General features: G+C 65.0%; 18 protein-coding genes. 8 read left to right on the top strand and 10 right to left on the bottom strand.

Annotation, left to right across the window (positions count from 1 at the left end):
* Positions 1-30 precede the first annotated feature (30 nt).
* The 5 genes from WDX12_RS20060 to WDX12_RS20040 are packed head-to-tail and all read right to left on the bottom strand — an operon-like array spanning position 31 to position 5439.
* Positions 31-1056 carry an ABC transporter substrate-binding protein gene (locus tag WDX12_RS20060; RefSeq protein ID WP_434721728.1) on the bottom strand — a complete coding sequence of 342 codons (1026 nt, stop codon included), beginning with the start codon at positions 1054-1056 and terminating at the stop codon, positions 31-33.
* A 51-nt stretch (positions 1057-1107) separates the two neighbouring features.
* Complete coding sequence (gene araD1, locus WDX12_RS20055; protein ID WP_434721727.1) at positions 1108-2106, bottom strand: AraD1 family protein; 999 nt, start codon at positions 2104-2106, stop codon at positions 1108-1110.
* A gap of 32 nt (positions 2107-2138) precedes the next feature.
* Positions 2139-2912: an SDR family NAD(P)-dependent oxidoreductase gene (locus WDX12_RS20050; RefSeq protein WP_320294798.1), complete on the bottom strand. Its 774-nt coding sequence runs from the start codon at positions 2910-2912 to the stop codon at positions 2139-2141.
* Between the two features lie 8 nt (positions 2913-2920).
* Positions 2921-4648, bottom strand: a complete 1728-nt coding sequence (locus WDX12_RS20045; protein WP_434721726.1) for an IlvD/Edd family dehydratase — start codon at positions 4646-4648, stop codon at positions 2921-2923.
* Entirely contained in the window at positions 4645-5439 is a 795-nt protein-coding gene (locus WDX12_RS20040; RefSeq protein WP_434721725.1) for a FadR/GntR family transcriptional regulator, read from the bottom strand. Before WDX12_RS20040 ends, WDX12_RS20045 begins: the two co-directional genes overlap by 4 nt.
* 51 nt (positions 5440-5490) lie before the next feature.
* Here WDX12_RS20040 and WDX12_RS20035 point away from each other — a divergent pair, with 51 nt between their 5' ends.
* Positions 5491-6414 (top strand): aldose 1-epimerase, encoded by a 924-nt coding sequence (locus WDX12_RS20035; protein WP_434721724.1) that lies wholly within the window; start codon positions 5491-5493, stop codon positions 6412-6414.
* A 142-nt stretch (positions 6415-6556) separates the two neighbouring features.
* On the opposite strand, the gene smc is transcribed toward WDX12_RS20035, so the two are convergent.
* The 3 genes from smc to WDX12_RS20020 all read right to left on the bottom strand — a co-directional run bounded on the left by smc (position 6557) and on the right by WDX12_RS20020 (position 11546).
* Positions 6557-10018 carry a chromosome segregation protein SMC gene (smc, locus tag WDX12_RS20030; protein ID WP_434721723.1) on the bottom strand — a complete coding sequence of 1154 codons (3462 nt, stop codon included), beginning with the start codon at positions 10016-10018 and terminating at the stop codon, positions 6557-6559.
* A gap of 117 nt (positions 10019-10135) precedes the next feature.
* Complete coding sequence (locus tag WDX12_RS20025; RefSeq protein ID WP_320294792.1) at positions 10136-10882, bottom strand: DsbA family protein; 747 nt, start codon at positions 10880-10882, stop codon at positions 10136-10138.
* Positions 10883-11036: 154 nt separating this feature from the next.
* Positions 11037-11546 (bottom strand): DUF721 domain-containing protein, encoded by a 510-nt coding sequence (locus WDX12_RS20020; RefSeq protein WP_434721722.1) that lies wholly within the window; start codon positions 11544-11546, stop codon positions 11037-11039.
* A gap of 33 nt (positions 11547-11579) precedes the next feature.
* Between WDX12_RS20020 and mutY the strand changes: the two genes are divergently transcribed.
* Entirely contained in the window at positions 11580-12737 is a 1158-nt protein-coding gene (gene mutY / locus WDX12_RS20015; RefSeq protein ID WP_434721721.1) for an A/G-specific adenine glycosylase, read from the top strand.
* On the top strand, positions 12734-13345 hold the full coding sequence (locus WDX12_RS20010) for an HAD family hydrolase (protein WP_320294789.1): 612 nt from the start codon (positions 12734-12736) through the stop codon (positions 13343-13345). The genes mutY and WDX12_RS20010 overlap by 4 nt, the downstream gene beginning before the upstream one ends.
* A gap of 36 nt (positions 13346-13381) precedes the next feature.
* Here WDX12_RS20010 and WDX12_RS20005 read toward each other — a convergent pair whose 3' ends face one another.
* Positions 13382-14515, bottom strand: coding sequence for a site-specific DNA-methyltransferase (locus tag WDX12_RS20005; protein ID WP_434721720.1), 1134 nt, complete (start codon positions 14513-14515; stop codon positions 13382-13384).
* A gap of 225 nt (positions 14516-14740) precedes the next feature.
* Here WDX12_RS20005 and WDX12_RS20000 point away from each other — a divergent pair, with 225 nt between their 5' ends.
* Positions 14741-15430, top strand: a complete 690-nt coding sequence (locus WDX12_RS20000) for an HAD family hydrolase (protein WP_320294787.1) — start codon at positions 14741-14743, stop codon at positions 15428-15430.
* 132 nt (positions 15431-15562) lie between these two features.
* Here WDX12_RS20000 and WDX12_RS19995 read toward each other — a convergent pair whose 3' ends face one another.
* Positions 15563-16309 carry a hypothetical protein gene (locus WDX12_RS19995; RefSeq protein ID WP_434721719.1) on the bottom strand — a complete coding sequence of 249 codons (747 nt, stop codon included), beginning with the start codon at positions 16307-16309 and terminating at the stop codon, positions 15563-15565.
* A gap of 128 nt (positions 16310-16437) precedes the next feature.
* Here WDX12_RS19995 and thrC point away from each other — a divergent pair, with 128 nt between their 5' ends.
* From thrC to WDX12_RS19975, 4 genes are all read left to right on the top strand, one after another.
* Positions 16438-17835, top strand: a complete 1398-nt coding sequence (gene thrC, locus WDX12_RS19990; RefSeq protein ID WP_434721718.1) for a threonine synthase — start codon at positions 16438-16440, stop codon at positions 17833-17835.
* Positions 17836-17849: 14 nt separating this feature from the next.
* The gene (locus WDX12_RS19985) at positions 17850-19142 is read left to right on the top strand and encodes a M16 family metallopeptidase (protein ID WP_320294782.1); all 1293 of its coding nucleotides are present in this window, start codon (positions 17850-17852) and stop codon (positions 19140-19142) included.
* 118 nt (positions 19143-19260) lie between these two features.
* A complete protein-coding gene (locus WDX12_RS19980) occupies positions 19261-19857 on the top strand; it encodes a GNAT family N-acetyltransferase (RefSeq protein WP_320294781.1) in 597 nt (198 codons plus the stop codon).
* 2 nt (positions 19858-19859) lie between these two features.
* Positions 19860-22748: an EAL domain-containing protein gene (locus tag WDX12_RS19975; protein ID WP_434721717.1), complete on the top strand. Its 2889-nt coding sequence runs from the start codon at positions 19860-19862 to the stop codon at positions 22746-22748.
* Position 22749 lies beyond the last annotated feature (1 nt).

The following is a 22749-nucleotide window of genomic DNA, read 5'->3' as shown; positions in this document are numbered from 1 at the left end:
CCAGGTCCTTGAAAGCTCGGCGGAAGGATATCAGGGCGTCGCCTTGATCTCGTTCCACAGGTCGGAGCGCTTGGTCGGGTCCTCGACATTGTTGAGCCAGACCAGCTTGTCGTTGCTGCCGGCGCTGCTCGATTCGACCACGGTATTGCCGAAGCCGGTCCGCTCGGACAGCGCGCCGCTGACCTTCTTGCTGAGCATGAAGTCGATCCACTTCTCGGCCGCCTCCTTGTCGCGAACCCCTTTCGAGATGACCCAGTTGTCGAGCCAGGCGAGCGCGCCTTCGCTCGGATTGATGTAGGCGACGTGGGCGCCGATCTTCTGCAGGGCCTTGACCTGCTGCTGACCGTAATTGGCCCAGATCAGGGCGACGTCGTTGTTCTGGTAGATCTGCTGGGCCTCGTCGGCGGTGGTATAGAAGCTGAGCACGTTGCGCTTCAGCTCGACCAGCTTGGCCTTGACCGCCGCCATCTGCTCGGCGTCGAGATTGAACGGGTCCTTGTAGCCCAGCGTCAACGCGGTGAAGGAGAAATTGTGCTCGCCATTGTCATAGGCCAGCACCTTGCCTTTGTAGGCCGGATCCCACAGCACCGACATCGAGGTCGGCGCCGGCTTGACCTTGTCGGTGTCGTAGATCAGTCCGATGGAATCGAAGCAGAACGGAATGCCGTAGACCTTGCCGTCCTTGGTGTCGCCGCTGACCTGCGTGAGGTCGCGGAAGCGCGGCAGCGTATCCTTCTGGTTGGACAGTTTCGATACGTCGATCGGCGTGACGAGATCGGCCTTGATGTAGCGCTGCAGCTGCGCGGTGTTGACGGCGAAGACATCGAAGTCCTGCCCCTCGCTGCCCTTGATCTTGGCCCAGATCTCGTCGTCGCTGCCGATGAAGACGACATCGACGCCGATGCCGGTTTCGGCGGTGAAGTCCTTGACCCAGTCGGCGTCGGCGTAGCCGTCCCAAGCCAGCACGCGCAGGTTGGCGGCAAGCGCCGACGAAGCCATCAGGCCGATGCCCAGGCCGACACTCGCTATCCCTAGAAGCAGTCTCTTCAACAGCATGATCATTCTCCCATTTGTTGTTGTGATGATCTCAGTCCGCGGGTCTTGCCGTCACAGCGCGGTGACGGCCACCAGCCCCTCGTCCGGCACCGCCTGCATCGGGTTGCGCAACGGCTTGCCGAATTCCGGTGCCTGGATTTCGTATTCGTCGCCTGGTGCCGTCTTGATGCCAGAGGCGTAGCTCATCACCGCTGCGCCGAAGAAATAGGCGTGCAGATCGCCCGGCCGGCGGTGCATCGGGTAGCGGAAATGGTAGTGCTCGAGATTGGCGATCGAATGCGACATGTGCGCTTCGCCGGAAAGGAATTCCTGCTCCCAGATGACGGCGCCGTCCCGCCGGATGCGGGAATGTCCGCGCACCTCCCGCGGCAGCTCGCCGATCAGCAGCTCGGGACCGATCGAGCAGGAGCGGAGTTTCGAGTGCGCGAGGTAGAGATAATTCTCGGCCTCGGTCACGTGGTCGGAATACTCGTTGCCCAGCGCGTAGCCGATGCGATAGGGGCGGCCATCCGGTCCGTTGAGGTAGAGGCCGACGATCTCGGCCTCCTCGGCACCCGCCTTGGCGAAGGCCGGCAGCGGCAACGCAGCACCAGGCGGGACGACGCAGGTGCCGACGCCCTTGAAGAACCATTCGGGCTGGACGCCCAGCTCTCCCGGCGCGGGTTTGCCCCCCTCCAGCCCCATGCGAAAGATCTTCAGCGAGTCGGATTCGGCGGCGTCCTTGCCGTGGGTCAGCACATGCATCTTGTCGCGCGCGGCGGCGCTTCCCGTATGCGTCAGGCCGGTGCCGGTGATGAGGAAACGCGCCGGCTCCGGATGGTCGACCGGTGCGAGCACGCGGCCTTCACGCAGCAGCTGGTCGTAATCGACTTTCCCGCCGCCGGTCCGCTCCTCGACGAGCGACGCAATGGACCTGCGCTCGGCGATGGCCGCCGTGGCAAGTTCGAGGACGGTTTCGGTTCCGACCAGGAGGTTGAGGTGATCGCCATCGGCGCTGACGCGGCCAACACGACGGCTGCCATCGGGCAATTCGAACTGAACGAGACGCATGATGCTACCTTTTTGCTGCGGTCCGATGGCGGTCACACCCAGCCGCCATCGACGATGAATTGCTGGCTCGAGCACATGCGGCTGTCATCGGCGGCAAGAAACAGCGCCATGCGCGCAATGTCGGAAGGCTGCAGCCTGTCGGGCAGGCACTGCCTTTCCTCGATCTGACGCTCGCCGGCCGGCGTCAGCCACAGACGCATCTGGCGCTCCGTCATCACCCAGCCAGGCACCATGCAGTTGACGCGGATGCGCTCGGGGCCGAGTTCGCGGGCGAGCGCCCGCGTCATGCCGTAGACGGCCGCCTTCGCCGTCACATAGGCCGGGCAATCCGGATCGCCGACCATCCAGGTGATGGAACCGAAATTGATGATCGAGCCGCCGCCAAGCGCCTTCATCTGCGGGCGCACGGCCTGGGCGGCGAAGAACTGGTGGCGCAGGTTGACGGCCATGCGGTCGTCCCAATAGGCGACGCTGACATCGGCGGTCTGGTGGCGGTCGTCATTGCCGGCATTGTTGCAGAGTACCTGGATGGGGCCATTTCGCTCTCTCGCCTGTTCGACGGCTGCCTGCAGGGCCTCGACATTGCGCAGATCGCAGGGAATGAAGAACGGTTCCGGATGGCCTTGCGCCGCGATCGCCGCCATCAGCCGCAGGGAAGGCTCCGCCGCCGCATCGACGAAGGCGACGCGGCTGCCTTGCGCGCAGAAATGGCGCACGAGGCTCTCGCCGATGCCGCTGCCACCGCCGGTTATGAAGACGCTGCGGCCCCTGAGGCTGGGGTAGACGGCGTAGGTCTCGGTGGTCATCGCGGCACCTAATGCGAATGGCGGGGAATGCCGACGTCGCGGCGGCCGACGAGGAAATCGAAATCGCAACCCCTGTCGGCCTGCAGGACACGTTCGACGTAAAGGCTCTGGTAGCCGCCCTGGGGTGATGCCGGCGGCTTCCAGTCGCCCCGGCGGGCGGCAAGCTCCTCCTCGGAAACCAGCAATTCGAGACGCCGGCCAGCCACGTCGAGCTCGATGAGGTCGCCATCGCGAACCAGGGCAAGCGCGCCGCCCGCCGCCGCTTCCGGAGCGACATGCAGGACCACGGTGCCATAGGCGGTGCCACTCATGCGCGCATCGGAGATGCGCACCATGTCGGACACGCCCTGCTTCAGCAGCTTGGCCGGCAGCGGCATGTTGCCGACCTCGGCCATGCCAGGATAGCCGCGCGGCCCGCAATTCTTGAGCACCATGACTGAGGAGGCGTCGATATCGAGGTCGGGATCGTCGATGCGGGCGTAGTAGTGCTCGATATTCTCGAAGACGACCGCCCTGCCCCGGTGCCGCATAAGCTCCGGTGTCGCGGCGGACGGCTTGATGACGGCGCCATTGGGAGCGAGGTTGCCGCGCAGCACCGATATGCCGCCTTCCCTGGTCAGCGGCCTATCGAGCGGCCGGATCACCTCGCTGTTGTAGTTCGGCGCGCCGTCGACCAGCTGGCCGATGGTCTTCCCATTGACGGTCATGGCGTCGCGATGAAGAAGCCCCACTTCATCAAGCGACGCCATGACCGCAGCCAGCCCCCCGGCATAGTAGAAATCTTCCATCAGGAACCGACCCGACGGCATCAGATCGACGATGGTCGGCACATCGCGACCGAGGCGATCCCAGTCGTCGAGGCTGAGATCGACGCCGACGCGATGCGCGATCGCTATGAGGTGCAGCACCGCGTTGGTCGATCCGCCGATGGCGCCATTGACCCGGATGGCGTTCTCGAAGGCCTGCCGGGTGAGGATCTGCGAAATCGTCACGTCCTTGTGGACCATGTCGACGATCTGCCGGCCGGCCAGCTGCGCAAGCACGCTGCGACGCGAGTCGACTGCCGGTATCGCCGCATTGTCGGGCATGCCGATGCCGAGCGCCTCGACCATGCTGGCCATGGTGGAGGCGGTACCCATGGTCATGCAGCTGCCGGCCGACCGGCTCTGGCCTTGCTCGGCCGCCAGGAAATCCTCGACCTTCATGCGGCCGGCCTTCACCTCCTCGGCGAATTTCCAGACATGGGTGCCGGAACCGATATCCTGGCCGCGGAACTTGCCGTTGAGCATCGGCCCGCCGGACACCGCGATGGTCGGCAGGTTGCATGACGCCGCCCCCATCAGGAGGGCCGGCGTGGTCTTGTCGCATCCGACCAGAAGCACGACGCCATCGATCGGGTTACCGCGGATGGACTCCTCGACATCCATGCTCGCCAGGTTGCGGAACAGCATGGCCGTTGGGCGCATATTGCTTTCGCCGAGCGACATGACCGGGAATTCCACCGGCAGGCCACCGGCCTCATAGACGCCGCGCTTGACGTGATCGGCGAGCGCCCGCAAATGCGCATTGCATGGCGTCAGTTCCGACCAGGTGTTGCAGATGCCTATCACCGGGCGGCCGTCGAACGCGTCGGCCGGAATACCCTGGTTCTTCATCCAGCTGCGATGCATGAAGGCGTTCTTGCCTTCACCGCCGAACCATGCCGTCGATCGCAGCTTTCGCTTCTGCTCGCTCACGATTTCTGTTCCTTACGGCGCCTGTTGCGGTTCTCGACACTGCGGCGAACATCTTCCTCGGCGTTGTCGATGAGCACGAGAAGAGCCTGCTGTGCACCGCCTCCATCGCCGGCGGCGATCTTCTCGGCCACCTCGCGATGCAGCGGCAGCGAGTGGCGCTGCCCCTCCGGATTGTCGTTGGAGAGACGGAAGCTCATCATCAGGGCTGTCTCCACCAACGCCGCCAGAGAGCCGATCAACTCATTGCCCGTCATGCGCAGGATGGTCTGGTGGAAGACGAGGTCGGGCTTGGCGAAGCGGTCGCCGTCGTCACCCACGGCCTCCATTTCGGCGAGGGCGGCGTTGAGATCGGCAAGCTGTGCCGGCGTCGCGCGCTTGGCCGCGAGCGCTGCCGACATCGGCTCGATCGCCCGGCGCAGCTCGAAAAGGGCCGTGACATCCTCGGCGCTGACGCCCGCCGCGTAGCGCCATGAAAGGACGTCGGGATCAAGGAAGTTCCAGTCGGAGCGGGGGCGCACCCGCGTGCCGGTCTTCGGCCGCGACTCGACCAGCCCCTTGCTCGCCAGGACCTTGATCGCCTCGCGCAGCACGGTGCGGCTGACGCCAAGCATCTCACTGGAATCGTCGGCATTGGGGAGCGCCTCGCCGGGCAGGAAATCGCCCTGCACGATGCGCAATCCGATCTGCTCGACGACCGTCGCATGCAGCGCCGTCGAACCGCTGGCGACCGCCGCGACGACCCGCGACGTGCGGGCGGTGCTGAAGGATTTCGTATTCTTCATACTATTCATATGATATGTCTTTATCCGGCCGGCGATGAGAGTCAAGCCATTGGAGGGAGGATGGACGGGAATTTTGAGACGAGAGGCTCGCGTGGGATGGTCGCGATCGCCGATGGCCTGGCGACGGTCGAGATCGCCCCGGCCGTCGGCGGCGCGCTGGCATCGTACCGCTGGCAGAGAAATGGGCATTCCGTCGACTGGCTACGTCCCGCTGGGCCCTCCGCGCTCGACAGCCGAGATGCGGGCGCGATGGCCTGCTTTCCGCTGATCCCCTACTCCAATCGTGTAAGGGACGGCCGCTTCGCGTTTGCCGGCCGGACCATCGAGTTGCCGACGCGGTCGGACGACCCGCACCATGAGCACGGCCATGGCTGGCGACGGCCATGGATGCTGGCCGGACACCGGGACGACAGGGCGATCCTGCGCTATCGCCACGATGCCGATTCCTGGCCCTGGAGCTACGAGGCCGAGCAGAGCATCGGACTCGCACAGGGCTGCCTGAGCATCCGGATCTCGCTTCGCAATCTCTCGGATACGCCCATGCCGGCCGGGTTCGGACTTCATCCCTATTTTCCCGCCACGCCATGGACGCATGTCCAGGCCGGCGTCACGGGGATGTGGGAAACTGATGCAGAGGTTCTTCCCACGCGCCACGTTTCGCCGCCAGCGGGCGCCGATCCGACGACGGGCTTCGACGTCGCCGAGGCCGCTTTCGACACCGTCTTCACCGGATGGACGCGCCGGGCGCGCATAAGCTGGCCGGATGAACAACGGCTACTGGACGTCGAAGCCGAAGCGCCGCTCGATTTCCTGGTGCTCTACACGCCGCCAGGCGAGCCCTTCTTCTGCGCCGAGCCGGTCAGCAACATCACCGACGCCTTCAACCGATTGGACGAAGGCACCGGCTGCATGGTGCTCGCGCCGGGCGAAAGCCGCTCGGCCGGCATCCGCTTCATGCCGTCGGAAACGATCTCGACGCGATAGCCCAGGGCCGGGTAGAGCAATTCCAGGAAAAGTGTGAGCGGTTGGGTTCGGCGCCTTCGCCGTAACCTTCCGTCCGGAATTGCGTAAAAAACAAAGGGATAGAGCGGTTCGCCGTTTCCGTGAAACGGTGAAACGCTCTAGCTCAGCTTGCCTCGCGCATCGCTTCGGCGGCCTGCAGGTCGACCGAGACCAGCTGGCTGACGCCCTGCTCGGCCATGGTGACGCCGAACAGCCGGTCCATGCGCGCCATGGTGATGGGGTTGTGGGTGATGATGACGAAACGCGTCTCGGTGGTCTTCGACATCTCGTCCATCAGATTGCAGAAGCGTTCGACATTGTGGTCGTCGAGCGGCGCGTCGACCTCGTCCAGGACGCAGATCGGCGCCGGATTGGTCAGGAACACGGCGAAGATCAGCGACATCGCCGTCAGCGCCTGCTCGCCGCCCGAAAGCAGCGTCATCGTCTGCGGCTTCTTGCCAGGCGGACGGGCGAGGATTTCCAGCCCCGCCTCCAGCGGATCCTCGGACTCGATCAACTGCAGCTCGGCCGTGCCGCCGCCGAACAGATGCGAGAACAGCCGCTGGAAATGGCCGTTGACAACCTCGAAGGCCGAGAGCAGCCGCTCGCGGCCCTCGCGGTTGAGGCTCTGGATAGCCTGGCGCAGTTTTCTGATCGCCTCGATGATGTCCTCTCGCTCGGAGACGATGGTTTCCAGACGCTCCGACAATTCCTTCTGTTCTTCCTCGGCGCGCAGATTGACCGCACCGAGCCGCTCGCGCTCGATCTTCAGCCGGTCGAGCTGGCGCTCGATCTCGACCATGTCGGGCATCGGATCGTCGGCTTCGAGGCCCGTATGCTTGATGACCAGATGCGGCGGCGTGTTAAGCGCCTCCTGGATGCGCGCCTCGACCTCGACGCGGCGTTCATCGGCCGCGGTAAGCCGCTCCTCGGCGCGAACGCGGGTTTCGCGCGATTCGGCGAGCGACTGGATGGCGGCGGTAGCCGCCTTGTCGAGCTCGGCCTGCCTGTTCTCCGCCTCCTGCAGGCGGTCGCCTGCGGCCTGGCGCAACGCCTCGGCCTCGGAGAGCTGAGTCAGCAAGGCGCGCCGCTTGGCGTCGATCTCGTCGGGCGCATCGGCCAGCCTCTCGCGCTCGGCTTCGGCCTCGGCCTTGCGCTCGCCAAGGGCGGCGATCTGCGTCGAGGCGTTTTCGGCGCGTTCCAGCCAATTCTTGCGCTCGGCGCCGATGGCATCCAGCCGGCGAATGCGCGCCTCGGCCTCGCGCCGCAGCCCTTCATGCACGGCGCGCGCATCGGCAAGCGTGGCGCGATCGCGCGACACGTTGGCGGAGGCCTGTTCGAGTTGCAATTGCAGATCGCCGAGATCGGGCGCGTCCTTCAGCATCTCCTCGGCTTCGAGGAAGGCGGCTTGCGTCTCCTCATGGCTGTCGACGATGCGAGCGCGTGCCTCTTCAAGCGCGGCGCGCCGGCTCAACAGCTCGCCGCCGGCCTTCTCGGCCTCGGCCAGCGCGTTGCGCGCGGCATCCAGCGCATGCTGGGCGTCGCGGCCGGCCTGGCGTGCATTGCGCTCGGCCTCGCTTGCCTGGCGCATCGCCTGCTCGGCATGCGCCAGCGCTTCCTCGGCCTCGCGCACGACGCGCGTCGCCTGCACGGCTTCGGCATCGAGCTCGGCCAGGCGGTTCTTCTGCGCCAGCCGCAGCGCGGCGGCGGTCGGGGCGTCGGCGCTCGCGGTCAGGCCGTCCCAGCGCCACAGCGCGCCGTCGCGACTGACCAGCCGCTGGCCAGGCGCCAACAGCGCTTGAAGACGGCGACCATCGGAGGCTTCGACGATACCGATCTGCGCCAAGCGGCGCGCAAGCTGCGCCGGCGCGCGCACGACGCTTGCCAGGCTCTTCACGCCTTCGGGCAGCGACGCATCGCCGGGCTGCACCGCGCTTTCGCCCCAGTGCACCGGGGCGCTGCGGTCGAGCGGAACATCGAGGTCCTCGCCAAGGGCTGCGCCAAGCGCGGTTTCATAGCCGCGCTCGACGCTGATCTGCTCCAGCACCGAAGGGAAAAGATCGCCGCCGCTGGTGGCGTTAAGGATCTTTGCCAGCGTGCGCGCTTCGGTCTCGATGCGCGCCAGTTCCGCCCTGGCGTCCTGCAGCGGAGGCCTTGCGGCGCTTTCGGCGGCGCGCGCCTCGGCGACGGCCTGCTCGGCGGCGATGGTGCCGGCCTCGCTCTCTTCCAGCCGGGCAAGCGCATCTTCGACCAAAAGCCGCTTCTCGGCCGGATCCGGCAGGCCGGAAATGCGCGCGACGATGTCGGAAAGCTCGCGGTCGACCTCGGCGAGCTGGCGGGCGAAGCGGTCGCGGCGCTCGGCTGTCTCGCGCAGGCTGCGCTCGATCTGGTGGCGCGAGGCGGCCGCCTCGGCGCGTTCGGCGGTCAGCGCAGCAAGCTTGGCTTCGCTTTGCGACAGCGTCGCGCCGGCCTGTTCGAAAGCGGCGCGCGTGGTCGCCTCGCGCTCGGCGGCACCGGCGTTTTCTGAATTGAGCTCGGCTTCCTCGGTGCGCAGGCGCTCGAGGATATCGGCGTTGTCGCGCACCATCCGCTCCTCGCGGGCGATGTCGGCGTCCAGCTGCTGCAGTCGGCGTTCAAGCTCGGTCTGGCGGGCGCGGATGCGGCCGGCCTCTTCCTCGATCTGCGTCTTGGCGATCGACAGGCGCTGGAAGGCGGCAGCGGCGGCGGCTTCCGCGTCGCGCAGGTCCGGCAGCCGATGCGCGGCGATGCCCTGCTCTCTTGCCGCGGCCATCTGGGCGGCGGCCCGGTCGCCGACCAGCGTGGTGGCGACGGCAAGCGCGGAACGCGCCTCGCCTTCCTGGGTCTTCGCCAGCGTCCAGCGCAGATGCAGCAGCGTCGCTTCGGCCTTGCGGATATCGGCCGACAGGTTCTTGAAGCGCGAGGCCTGGCGCGCCTGGCGCTTCAGGCTCTCGATCTGGCCTTCGAGCTCGCCGACGACGTCGTCCAGGCGCTCGAGGTTCTGCTCGGCCGCCTTGAGCCTGAGTTCGGCCTCATGGCGGCGCGTATGCAGGCCGGAAATACCGGCGGCTTCTTCCAGCAGCGCGCGGCGGGCCTGCGGCTTGGCCTGGATCAGCTCGCCGATGCGGCCTTGCCCGACCATGGAAGGCGAACGGGCGCCGGTCGACTGGTCGGCGAACAGCAACTGCACGTCCTTGGCGCGCGCTTCCTTGCCGTTGATGCGATAGAGCGAGCCCGCCTCGCGCTCGATGCGGCGTGACACCTGCAATTCATCGGCATCGTTGAAGGCGGCGGGCGCCGTGCGGTCGGTGTTGTCGAGGAAAAGCGTGACTTCAGCGGTGTTGCGGGCCGGGCGCGCGCCGGAGCCGGAGAAGATCACGTCGTCCATGCCGGACGCGCGCATGTTCTTGTAAGAGCTTTCGCCCATCACCCAGCGCAAGGCTTCGACGAGGTTCGACTTGCCGCAGCCGTTCGGCCCGACAATGCCGGTCAGCCCGCGTTCGATGACGAACTCGCCGGGCTCGACGAAGGATTTGAAACCGAGGAGGCGAAGGCGCGAAAATTTCATTCGCGCCGCCCCTTAAGCGGGTTCCGCAAAAGTGTTCCGCGGTTTTGCGACAAGAACCCGCGACAAGACAAAGGTCCGCGCGCGCCGAAGCCGGACCGCTTCGGCGCGGCCTGGATGTCAGAGCAGAGGGTCGATGATGGCCGACATTTCCTCAATCGACATCGCCCCTTTGTAGGTCTTTCCGTTGATGAAGAAGGTCGGCGTCGAGTCGACCTTGAACTCGTCCGCTCCGCGTTTCTGGACTGCTCTCACATCGTCCAGAAGTTTCTGGTCCGTCAAGCAGGACTCAAAGGACTCCTGTGTAAAACCGGCCAGCTTGGAGATCTGCAGCAGCGCTTCCTTGGTGTTGTTGACGCCAACCCAGCTCGGCTGCTGCTTGAACAGCACGTCGACCATGGCGAAGTAGTTGTCCTTGGAGCAGCGCGCCAGCATGAAGCCGGCCTCGGCGCTCGGATCGAACGGGAACTCGCGCAGGATGTAGCGGGCCTTGCCGGTGTCGATATACTTGGTCTTCAACTCAGGGAAGGTGGTCATGGCGAAATGCGCGCAATGCGGGCAGGTCATCGACGCATATTCGACGATGGTGACCTTGGCGTCATCCTTGCCGAGCTGCTTTTCGGGCAGGGCGCCAGGCTTCAGCAGCTCGGCCATGTCGACGTCGCCGCTCGATTGCGGAACCTGAGCCGCAGCCGGAGTAGCGGCCGGCTTGGCGGGCGTCGACGGATCGGCCGGCTTCACATCGGCGGCCTTCGCCTCCTCGCCGGAGTTGCTGCATGCGGCAAGCAACGCCACCGCAGGAACAGCGGCCAGCGTGGTCAGTACGTTTCTGCGGGACAAGCTATTGCCAAACGGGGCGCGGTTCATGCGAATCACCTGATATGAGTTGGATTTTGCAATGCAGCGGCTAGAAAAGGCGAGAGTTGGCGCGAATTAAGGCATCGCGTTCCCCAATCCAATCGCGAAACTCGGTCATGAGCATCACGAATGCGCGAGATTGGTGACGCATTCATGACGTTTCTTACGACCCTTTGCGCTTCCTTTCACCCATAATCGTGGCGCCGAGCCGCTCCAGCGAAGCACGCAGGCCGTCATCCTCGATCTTGCCGACCAGATGTGAGAGCTTCGATTTCTCCGCCTCGCTCAAAGGGAGCGGCGCCGGTTTCGGCCGCGCCTTTTGCGAAAGCACCGGCTTTTGCAGGATCTTGATGCGGCCGACCGCGTTGAAACCCAGGAAGGCGTTGACGCGGTTGATCACCTCGCCTGCCTCATGCTGCAGATGCAATGCCGCCATGCCTTCGCAAGCGATGATCAGCGTCGCCGGCTCGAAAGGATCGTCCTCGTGCAGGCGGCGTGGCCACTGGATCTTTTCCGGCCGCGAGTGGGTGGCGAGCCGCGGCCCGGCGATCTCTTCCCAGGACTGCACCAGCCCTATCGAGATGCCGGCGCGCTTCTTCAGCACCGGATCGAGTATCTCGGTGGCGAGATCGCTCACCGGAACGGGATTGCCGAAGGCCCTTTTCCCTGCCATGTGCGTTCTCCAGTTCCCCAGTTCATCCGATCAATGGCACCGCTCGATCAGACCCGCAAGGCATCACAGAACGCCGCAGCCGGCGATACCGGATCCGGAGATACCAGCAAAGCTGGATACTTGGATATCGGACCCCGCCTGCTTGCCTGGTATGACGCGCATCATCGCGACCTGCCCTGGCGCGTGACACCGGTCGCGTTTGCGCGTGGCGTGAGGGCCGATCCCTATCGCGTCTGGATGTCCGAGGTGATGCTGCAGCAGACCACGGTCGAGGCGGTGAAAGCCTATTTCCGCAATTTCGTCGAGAAATGGCCGACGGTCGAAGCGTTGGCCGCGGTGCCCGCCGAGGATGTAATGAAGGCCTGGGCCGGTCTCGGCTATTATTCCAGGGCACGCAACCTGAAAGCCTGCGCCGACCTGGTGGCGCTCCGGGGCGGCTGCTTCCCTGATACCGAGGCGGGCCTGCGCGAATTGCCGGGGATCGGCGCCTATACGGCGGCGGCGATCGCGGCAATCGCCTTCGACCGGCCGGCGGCGGTCGTGGACGGCAATGTCGAGCGGGTCATGACCCGGCTCTACGCGATCGAAACACCGCTTAGCGAAGCCAAGCCGCAAATCCGCGCGTTGGTCGAGAAGCTGGTGCCGCAAAACCGGCCCGGCGATTTCGCCCAGGCGATGATGGACCTCGGCGCCACGATCTGCACACCGAAGCGGCCGCGCTGCATGCTCTGCCCGGTGCGCGAGGATTGCAGCGCAATCCTCGCCGGCGACCCGGAACGGTTTCCGGTCCGCCTGCCGAAGGACGACAAGCCGCTGCGCAAGGGTGCGGCCTTCGTCGCCGAGCGCGAGGACGGTGCCATCCTTATGCGCAAAAGGCCGGAGAGGGGCCTGCTCGGCGGCATGACCGAGGTGCCGACGACCGGCTGGACGGCGCGGGTCGACGGCGCCACGACCGCCGACGCCGCGCCCTTTCACGCCGATTGGCGGCGTGCCGGCCAGATCGGGCATGTCTTCACCCATTTCGCGCTCGAACTCGAAGTCTTCCATGCCCAAATCAAGGGCGATGCGCCGGCAGGACATTTCTGGTCGCTGGCCCATGAAATTTCCGGGGAAGCGCTGCCCACCGTCATGAAAAAGGTAATCGAAGCGGCGATACCGGGCGCGACCAAGAAACCGAAAGGCCCGCAATGACCGAAATCCGCCATATCGTGTTCGACATCGGCAGGGTGCTGATCCACTACGATCCGAATATCCCGTTCAGCCGCCTTATTCCGGATGCCGACGAGCGGAAATGGTTCTTCGACAATGTCTGCACGCATGACTGGAACATCGAGCAGGATCGCGGCCGCACATGGGAAGATGCCGAGGCGCTGCTGATTGCCGAGCATCCTGATCACGCCGAGAACATCCGTAATTTCCGCCGCCATTGGCACGAGATGGTGCCGCATGCCTATGACGACAGCGTCGCCATCATGCTCGGCCTGATCGAGCGCGGCCACGATGTGACCATGCTGACCAACTTCGCCGCCGACACGCTTGCCGAAGCTAGGCAGCGTTTCGACTTTCTCAACCGACCGCGCGGCGTGACCGTGTCGGCCGATATCCGCCAGATCAAACCCGACCGCGCCATCTACGACCATCACGTGAGCGCGTTCGGCCTCGAGCCATCGGCCACGCTGTTCATCGACGACAGCCAGAAGAATGTCGACGGCGCCAAGGCCGCCGGCTGGCAGTCGGTGCTGTTCACCGACGCCAGGACGCTTAAAGCAGACCTTGAACGGTTTGGGATTGCAGCTTGAACTGAATCGCTTGCGGCGATCCGTTGAAGTGTTGATTCAGGCCCCTGCCCGCTCCATGCCGAGGCGGGCGATGCGGCGCAATTCGTCGATCGGGGTCAGGCCGCCGCTGCGCTCATAGTGCCAGAAGGTCCAGCCGTTGCAGGCGTCGAGACCCTGCACTTCGGCGCCGATCTTGTGGATAGAGCCGGCGCTGTCGCCGATCGCCAGCGTGCCGTCGGCGCGCACTTTCGCGGCCCAGCGCTTCTTGGCGTCGTAGAGCGTGGCGCCCGGCGTCACCAGGCCGTTGTCGATCAGGCTGATGAAGGCGACGCGCGGTTCGGAGCGCTTGCCCGAAAGCACGGTGAGATCGGCGTTTTCCAGCGGGCGCACCGCGGCGATGCGCTCATTGGCGGCATCGATATAGGCCTGCTCGCGCTCGATGCCGACGAAGTGGCGGCCGAGGCGCTTGGCGACGGCGCCTGTGGTGCCGGAGCCGAAGAAGGGATCGAGCACGACATCGCCCGGCTTGGTCGAGGCCATCATGATACGGGCCAGCAGCGCCTCCGGCTTCTGCGTCGGATGCAGCTTGTTGCCGTTCTCGTCCTTCAGCCGTTCGCCGCCGGTGCAGATCGGGAACAGCCAGTCGGAGCGCATCTGCAGATCGTCGTTCGAGGCCTTCAGCGCCTCGTAGTTGAAGGTGTAACCCTTGGCCTTCTGGTCGCGCGAGGCCCAGATCATCGTCTCGTGCGCGTTCTGGAAACGGCGGCCACGGAAGTTCGGCATCGGGTTGGTCTTGCGCCAGACGACGTCGTTCAGGATCCAGAAGCCGAGATCCTGCATGCGGGCGCCGACGCGGAAGATGTTGTGGTAGGAGCCGATGACCCAGATGGTGCCGCTGGGCTTCAGCACGCGGCGCGCCGCGAGCAGCCAGGCGCGGGTGAAGGCATCATAGGCCTCGAAACTCTCGAACTGGTCCCAATCATCGTCGACGGCGTCGACCTTGGACTGGTCGGGCCGGTGCAGGTCGCCGTCGAGCTGCAGATTGTAGGGCGGGTCGGCGAAGATGATGTCGACCGACTTTTCCGGCAGCCTGTCGAGGGCGGCGACGCAATCGCCCTTCAGGATCGTGTCCAACCACTCGGACTGCTGGGGAGCGTGGGAAAGCTCGTCGAGAAGACGCACGGCTGACATCAAAACACCCAAAGGAACGCGTTACGGTTTACTGGCTGTTATGGTTACCGATCAGCGTAAACATTCGGTGAAGACCTGAGACCCGGCTCACGCGGTTTGCGCCCGCCCGCCCGTTGGTGTATGCCGCGCCCGCCTAGAGCCGGATTCAGATTTCAGGTCGACATGACTTTTCGGCATCATGCTCTAAGCCAGTCAGGCCCTTCCCCAAATTTCTTTCGGATTGCCATGCCCCAGCCAGATCTTGTCATTTTCGATTGCGACGGCGTGCTCGTCGATTCCGAAATCGTCGCCGCGCGCGTCGAGGCCGAGCTTTTGACGTCGGCCGGGTTCGAGATATCGGCCGAGGAGCTTGCCGAGACCTATGCCGGCCTGACCTTCAAGGACATCATGCTGCGGGTCGAGGAAAAGTCGCAGATCCCGTTCCAGGCCTCGCTGATCGACCGCGCCGAGGAACTGGTCGACCGCAAGCTGCGCTCGGACGTGCGCATCATCGACGGCGCCCGCGAGGCGGTCGCCGCCGTCACCGCCCCGCGCGCGGTCTGCTCCAATTCGTCGACCGAGCGGGTCGAGTTCATGCTTGAGAAGGTCCGGCTGCTGCCGTTCTTCGCCGGCCGCATCTTTTCCGGCCTCGATATCCCCAGCAAGAAGACCAAGCCGGCGCCGGACGTGTTCCTCTACGCCGCCGAGAAGCTCGGCGCCAACCCGAAGAACACCTTCGTCATCGAGGATTCCGTGCATGGCATCGCCGGCGCCAGGGCGGCCGGCATGCGCGTCATCGGCTTCACCGGCGCCGGGCACAGCTATCCCGGCCACGCCGACGCGCTGACCGAGGCCGGCGCCGAAACGGTCATCCGGCGCTGGGCGGAACTCAACAGCACGATCGCGGCGCTGTCGGAGTGGTCGGAAGACGCCTAGAGCGTTTCACCGTTTCACGGAAACGGCGAACCGCTCTATCCCTTTGTTTTTACGCAATTCCGGACGGAAAACCGCTCACACCTTTCCTGGAATTGCTCTAGGGTTCGTTAGAAGCCTGCCCGGCTGGCCAGTCTAGTTCATGGCCGGAGCGCGCTTCTTCTTCTTGCCTTTCGACTTGTCCGCCGAGGCGACCGGCGTGTTCTCGTCATAGCCGGCATAGGCCTGATAGTCGCGCGCGGAAGGCTCCGGCACCACGACATTGCTGTCGACGAAGACGAATTGGGTGGCGGCCGAAGGGTCGGTGACCTGCACCTGATACTGATGCAGTTGCGAATAAAGCACCTCGTCGCCATGCTGAACCGCGATGCGGATCGGCATGGTGACGGTGCCGGGCGTGAACACCGGCCCTGGCACGACCTTGCCCGCGACGGCGATCTTCATCGACATCTGGCCGTTGGCATGGGTGCAATCGCGCGTCACGTCGGTGATCGAGGCCTGGTAGATGACCTTCGACGGATCGTGATCGGGATCGATCGGCTGACCGTTGGGACCGGTCCGGGCGGCCGCGGCGGCTGCCTCGGCCTCGGCTTGCGCCGCGGGATCAAGCTTCTTTTTCTTCGGCTTCGCCGCGGTGCCCTTGGCGTAGGTGTTGAAATAAGCGGTGCCGTCGCGCAGCGTCACCTTCGGGCAATAGGCGCGCAACTGGCTGGCGAGGATCTTGGGATCCTGCGGCGGCGGCGGCGCGGTCGGATCGCTCTTCTTGCCGAAGCCGAGGTCCAGTATGCCATTGTCGCCCGATTGGCATCCGGCGGCGGCGAGCATAAAGCCGGTGAGCGCCAGACCCGCGACAAGACGACGGTTGACCGAATAAAACGCCATGAAACTGCACTTCCCTCTCACAAAGCCGGTGACGTATAGCAACCGCGCGGCAAAAATGCGACTGAGCCGGCTCGGAAAATTAACCAATTGCCGTGGATGACGCGACCGGCAACAATGGGTCTTTGACGATGCAATATGTGAGTACCCGCGGGGATGCGCCCGCGCTTGGATTTTCCGACGCGGTGCTGGCCGGGCTGGCGCGCGACGGCGGGCTTTATGTGCCGCGCGAGTGGCCGCACTTTTCGGCAGCCGATATCCGCGCAATGCGCGGGCTCGCCTACCCCGACCTTGCCATCCGCGTGCTGACGCCCTTCCTCGGCGGCGACATCGCGGCGCCCGTCTTCGAGCGGCTGTTGCGCGAGGCCTATGCGACTTTCCGGCACGAGGCCGTCTGCCCGCTGGTGCAGACCGGCAAAAACACCTTCGTCCTCGAGTTGTTCCATGGCCCGACGCTGGCCTTCAAGGACGTGGCGATGCAGTTGCTGGCGCGGCTGATGGACCATGTGCTTGCCGAACGCGGACAGCGCGCCACCATCGTCGGCGCGACCTCGGGCGACACCGGAGGTGCCGCGATCGACGCCTTCGCCGGCCGCGACCGCACCGACATCTTCATCCTTTTCCCGCATGGCAAGGTTTCGCCGGTGCAGCAGCGCCAGATGACGACGTCGAGCGCGGCAAACGTCCACGCGCTGTCGGTCGAAGGCAATTTCGACGATTGCCAGGGCCTGGTGAAGGACATGTTCAACGATCACGCCTTCCGCGACCGAGTGTCGCTGTCGGGCGTCAATTCGATCAACTGGGCCCGCATCATGGCCCAGATCGTCTATTATTTCTCGTCGGCGCTGTCGCTCGGCGCGCCGGACCGGCCGGTTTCCTTCACCGTGCCGACCGGCAATTTCGGCGATATTTTCGCGGGCTACGCCGCCAAGCGCATGGGCCTGCCGATCGAGCGGCTGATCATCGCCACCAACGACAACGACATACTGGCGCGCACACTTGCGAGCGGCGAATACCGCACCAAGGGCGTGTTCGCCACGACCTCGCCGTCGATGGATATCCAGGTGTCGTCGAATTTCGAGCGGCTGCTGTTCGAGGCGGCCGGTCGCGACGCCGAGACGGTCAGGCGTTATATGAACGGGCTGAAGCAGTCGGGCGCCTTCACCATCGAGGGAGGCGAGCTCAAGCGCATCCGCGCCGAGTTCGACGCCGGCCGCGCCAGTGTCGACGAGGTCGCCGCCACCATCCGTACGACGCTGGAAGCGAGCAACTACCTGCTCGATCCGCACACGGCCGCCGCCGTTCATGTCGCGGCCGCGCACGCCTCCGGTCCGGTGCCCATGGTGGTGCTCGGCACCGCGCACCCGGCGAAATTCCCGGCAGCGGTCGAGGCCGCGAGCGGCATCGCTCCTGCCCTGCCCGCATGGCTAGGCGGCTTGATGACAGCCGACGAAAAATACACGACACTTCCCTCCGACTTGAAAATGGTGGAAGATTATGTGAACCGCCACTCGCGGGCGGCGCGTTAGGGAGTACTTGCCATATGGGTGTTGAGGTAAGCCGTCTGTCGAACGGCCTGACAGTCGCCACCGAAACCCTTCCAAGCATCGAATCGGTCGCCCTAGGTGCCTGGGTGAAGTCAGGCGCTCGCAACGAGCGCGACGAAGAGCACGGCATGGCCCATCTGCTCGAGCACATGGCGTTCAAGGGCACGAAGCGCCGCAGCGCCTTCGAGATCGCCTCGGAAATCGAGAATGTCGGCGGTGAGATCAACGCCGCCACCAGCGTCGAGACGACCTCCTACTACGCCAGGGTGCTTTCCGGCGACGTGCCGCTGGCGGTCGACATACTGGCCGACATCCTGCAGGAGTCCGAATTCGATCCCGAGGAGCTCGAGCGAGAGCAGCATGTGATCCTGCAGGAGATCGGCGCCGCGCACGACACGCCCGACGACATCGTCTTCGACCGTTTCACCGAAACCGCCTTCCGCCATCAGACCATCGGCCGCTCGATCCTGGGCACGCCGGAGACGGTCAAATCCTTCACCTCCAAGCAGTTGCACGACTTCATCGAGCGGCAATACGACGCCGAGCGGATGGTCATCGTGGCCGCCGGCGACGTCAAGCACGACGCTTTCGTGCGCGAGGTGGAAAAGCAGCTCGGCGGCTTCCGCGCCAAGGCGGCGGGCAATATCCCGCAATATGCCCAATATGTCGGTGGCGACTTCCGCGAGGACCGCGACCTGATGGATGCGCAGATCGTGCTCGGCTTCGAGGGCCGCGCCTACCATGTGCGCGATTTCTACGCCTCGCAGGTGCTGTCGATGATCCTGGGCGGCGGCATGTCGTCGAGGCTGTTCCAGGAGGTGCGCGAGAAGCGCGGCCTCTGCTACTCGGTCTATGCCTTCCATTGGGGTTTTTCCGACACCGGCATCTTCGGCGTGCATGCCGCAACCGGGCAGAGCGACATCGCCAAGCTGGTGCCGGTGATCATCGACGAATTGCAGAAGGCCGGCGAGAGCATCCAGCAGGAAGAGCTCGACCGGGCGCGGGCGCAATACCGCGCCGGCCTGATCATGTCGGCCGAAAGCCCGGCCAGCCGCGCCTCGCAGATCGCAAGGCAGCTGCTGTTGTTCGGACGGCCGATCGCCAAGGAGGAATTGATGGAGCGGCTTTCGGCGCTGACCGTCGAGCGGCTGACCGACCTCTCCTCGCGGCTGTTCTCGACCAAACCGACCCTTACGGCGGTCGGCCCCGTGGGCACGCTTGCGCCCTACGAAGCGATCCTCGAATCGCTTGCGGGCCCGCAGACGGCGGCCCGCCGGCTCGCCGTCTGACCCTAAGCAGGTTGCGCAAAAGTGTCCCACGGTTTTGCGATCAAAACCTTCGAGAAACCAGGGAATCTAGGCAGATATTCGTGGGGCATCCCACGAATATCTGCCTAGAACTGCTCCCGTGTTCGCGCTCCCTTTCTTTCGCCGCGACCTGCCGGCACTGAAGGGCGAAAAGGTCACGCTGCGCGTGCCCCTGACCAACGACTACCGCGAATGGGCGGCGGTACGCGGCGAAAGCCGCGCCTTCCTCGAACCCTGGGAGCCGCGCTGGCAGCCGGACGAGCTCGACCGCACCGCATGGCGCCTGCGCATCAGCCGCTACCGCGAAGATTACGCGCAAGGCACGGCGATCGCCTTCTTCATCTTCGAAAAATCGAGCGGCAAGCTTGCTGGCGGCATCACGCTCGGCAACATCCGTCACGGCGTCGCGCAGAGCGGCCATATCGGCTACTGGATCGGCGAACGCTTCGGCGGCCACGGCCTGATGACCGAGGCGGTCAAGCTGGTGTCGCGCTTCGCCTTCGATACGCTGCGGTTGCACCGGATCGAAGCTGCCTGTATCCCCGAAAACGCCCGGTCGATCCGTGTGCTTGAAAAAGCCGGATTCCGGCGCGAAGGACTTCTGCGATCCTATCTCAGGATCAACGGCATCTGGCAGGATCACTACCTCTACGCCCGGATCGCGGACGATCCGCCGGGCGATGGAACGAAGGGCTGAATGTGACGAATTTTCCGCGATTCGCGTCGCTGTTCGCCCTTATCCTGGCGGTCGTTGTCACGTTTTTCTCGGCCATGCCGGCTTTCGCCGTCGAGCCGATCAAGATCGCGCGCGACGACAAGGCGCTGGACCTTTCGCGCGCCTTCGACCTGTACCCGAATCAGGGTGAGAATTTCCAGGTCTCGACCGCGCCCGGACCCGACGGCATCGTGCGGCGCATCGAGGTGGAGGCCAAGGACACGCGCTCGAGCGGCGACTGGGCCGTGTTCGCGCTCGCCAACACCACCGACCAGCAGCTCGACCGGCTGATCGTCGCACCGCATTTCCGCCTGGTGAACTCCGGCATCTTCTGGCCCGATCTCGGCTCGACCCGCATCGCCGCCATCACACCCAGCGAGGGCTTCGCGCTCGACCGCCAGACAAGTCCCGACGCCGATGTGTTCCGGGTGACGCTGAACCCCGGAACAGTGGTGACCTTCATCGCCGAGCTCGCCTCGCCGAAGCTGCCGCAGATCTATCTCTGGGAGCCGGATTCCTACAAGGACTCGGTCAATTCCTACACACTGTTCCGCGGCATCGTCATCGGCATTTCTGGCCTTCTGGCGCTGTTCCTGACGATCCTGTTCGTGGTCAAGGGAACCTCGATGTTCCCGGCGACCGCGGCACTCGCCTGGGCAGTGCTGGCCTATATCTGCGTCGACTTCGGCTTCCTCAACAAGATCATCGAGATATCGCCTGGCAACGAGCAGATATGGCGGGCTGGCACGGAGGTGGCGCTTGCGGGAACCTTCGTGGTGTTCCTGTTCGCCTATCTCAACCTCAACCGGTGGCATGGCCATTTCAGCTATGGCGCGCTGGTCTGGATCCTCGGACTGCTGTTGATCGCGGGCGTGGCCATCGTCGATCCGGCGGTTGCCGCCGGCATTGCCCGCATTTCGTTCGCCGCCACCGCGCTCACCGGCCTCGGCCTCATCATCTTCCTCGGCATTCGCGGCTATGACCGCGCGATCATGCTGGTACCGAGCTGGGTGATGGTGCTCCTGTGGCTATGCGGGTCGTGGATGGCGATCACCGGCATGCTCGACAACGACATCGCCCAGCCGGCGCTGGGCGGCGGGTTGATCCTGATCATCCTCCTGATCGGCTTCACCGTCATGCAGCACGCCTTTGCCGGCGGCGCGCTGCACCAGGGCCTGTTCTCCGACCTCGAGCGGCAGGCGCTGGCCGTCGCCGGCTCGGGCGACATCGTCTGGGACTGGGACGTGCTGCGCGACCGCGTCGTCACCAAGCCGGACATCAGCCTGCAGCTCGGCCTTGCGCCCAACAGCCTTGGAGGGGCTGCCCGCAACTGGCTGCCGGTGCTGCATGCCGACGACCGCGACACGTTCCGCACCACGCTCGACGTGGTGCTGGAGCACCGCCGCGGCAAGGTGGCGCAGAACTTCCGCCTGCGCGGCGCCGACGGCCACTATCACTGGTTCTCGCTGCGCGCCCGGCCGGTGATCGGCTCCGACGGGGAGGTGATCCGCTGCGTCGGCACCATGGTCGACGTCACCGAGCAAAAGAAATCCGAGGAAAGGCTGCTGCACGACGCCGTGCACGACAATCTGACTGGACTGCCGAACCGCGAATTGTTCATGAACCGGCTGGAGGCGATCATCTCGATCGCCCGCACCGAGGACAAGGTGCGGCCGACCGTCTTCATCATCGACATCGACCGCTTCAAGCAGGTCAATGACGGTCTCGGCATTTCCGCCGGCGACACCATTCTTCTCACCGTCGCACGCCGGCTGCACCGCATCTTGAAGCCGAAGGATTCGCTGTCGCGCTTTGCCGGCGACCAGTTCGCGCTGATGCTGCTTTCGGAGCAGGATCCGGCCCGCATCGCGGCAATCGCCGACGCCATCAAGCATGCGATCAACAATCCGATCACTTTCGCCAAGCGCGAGATCGTGCTGACCGCCTCGATCGGCCTGATCACCTGGACGACGGCGCAGACCTCGGCCGAGGACATGGTCAAGGACGCCGAGCTTGCCATGCACCAGGCCAAGCGCTTCGGCGGCGACAGGATCGAGCCGTTCCGGCCCGCCTTCCGCACCGTCGGCACCGACCGGCTGCAATTCGAATCAGACCTACGCCGCGCCATCGAGCGACGCGAGTTCACGCTTGCCTACCAGCCGATCGTGCGGCTGGAGGATGGCAGCGTCGCCGGCTTCGAGGCCCTGCTCCGCTGGGATCATCCGCGCCGCGGCATGATCCCGCCGGGGGACTTCATCCCGGTGGCCGAGAATTGCGGGCTGATCGTGCAGCTCGGCCTGTTCGCCATGCAGCAGGCGGCCGAGGACCTCGCGGGCTGGCAGAAGCAGATCGGCGACGCGCCGCTGTCGATCTCGGTCAACCTGTCCAGCCGCCAGCTCATCCGCCGCGACTTGGTCAGCGATGTCCGCTCGGTCATCGCGCGCGCCAATCTGAAGCCGCGCTGCTTCCGGCTCGAGCTCACCGAATCCCTGGTGATGGACAATCCCGAGCAGACCGCGCATGTGCTGACCAAGCTGAAGCAGCTCGGCATCGGGTTGTCGCTCGACGATTTCGGCACCGGCTATTCCTCGCTTTCCTATCTGACGCGCTTCCCCTTCGACACGATCAAGATCGACAAGAGCTTCGTCGACGACTCGACGCCGAAGCGCGCGGTGCTGCTCAAATCCATGGTCAACATGGCGCATGAGCTCGGGCTTTCGGTGGTAGCGGAAGGCATTTCGGACGAGAGCGACGCGCTGGAGCTGCGCCAGATGGGCTGTGAATATGTCCAGAGCTTCATGTTCGGCGCGCCGATGCCCGGCGACCAGGTGCTGAAGACGCTCAGGGAGCAGTATCCACTGACCAAGGCTTAGA

Source organism: Mesorhizobium sp. RIZ17 (genome assembly GCF_051127865.1).
Classification (GTDB): domain Bacteria; phylum Pseudomonadota; class Alphaproteobacteria; order Rhizobiales; family Rhizobiaceae; genus Mesorhizobium; species Mesorhizobium humile.
The sequence above is the reverse complement of the archived record's forward strand: the minus strand, read 5'-3'. Positions and strand labels throughout refer to the sequence as shown.